General features: G+C 82.5%; 1 pseudogene. It reads left to right on the top strand.

The window, feature by feature from the left end:
* Positions 1-287 precede the first annotated feature (287 nt).
* A pseudogene (locus tag F6X68_RS33190) lies at positions 288-468 on the top strand (D-alanyl-D-alanine carboxypeptidase/D-alanyl-D-alanine-endopeptidase); the annotation flags it as partial.

Genomic DNA, 468 nt, shown 5'->3' with positions numbered 1-468 from the left:
GTCCGACCGGTCCTGACGGTCCGACGGGTCCGGGCGCCTCGGCCGGTCCGGGCGCCTCGGCCGGTCCGGGCGCCTCGGCCGGTCCGGGCGCCCCGGCCGGTCCGGGCGCCCAGCCCGGCGCAACGGGCCCGACCGGCGCGGCCGGTCCGGATGCCTCGTCGGGCTCGACCGACCTCTGGGCCGCCGCCGCGAACCGACCCGCCAGCGGTCCATCCGGCCCCGGCGGTCCATCCGGCCCCGCCGTGTCGCCCGCGCCGGCCTCTCGCCGCCGCCGGACCCTGCCCGTCGTGCTGGCCGCGGTGCTCGTGCTGGTGCTGGCCGCCGTCGGGATCGCCGTGGTCCGTCCGGGACCGGTGGCGGACTGGCTGGGCACCGAGCCCGCCGAGCGGGGGGCCGCCGAGACGGCGGCGGAACCGGCGCCCGTGGCGGTGCTGGCCGGCGTGGACGCGAACGCCCCGATGCCCACCC

This window comes from Micromonospora sp. AMSO12t (genome assembly GCF_008806585.1).
Taxonomy (GTDB): Bacteria; Actinomycetota; Actinomycetes; order Mycobacteriales; family Micromonosporaceae; genus Micromonospora; species Micromonospora reichwaldensis.
Note: the sequence above shows the minus strand (reverse complement) of the source record. Positions and strands in the feature narration are given on the sequence as shown.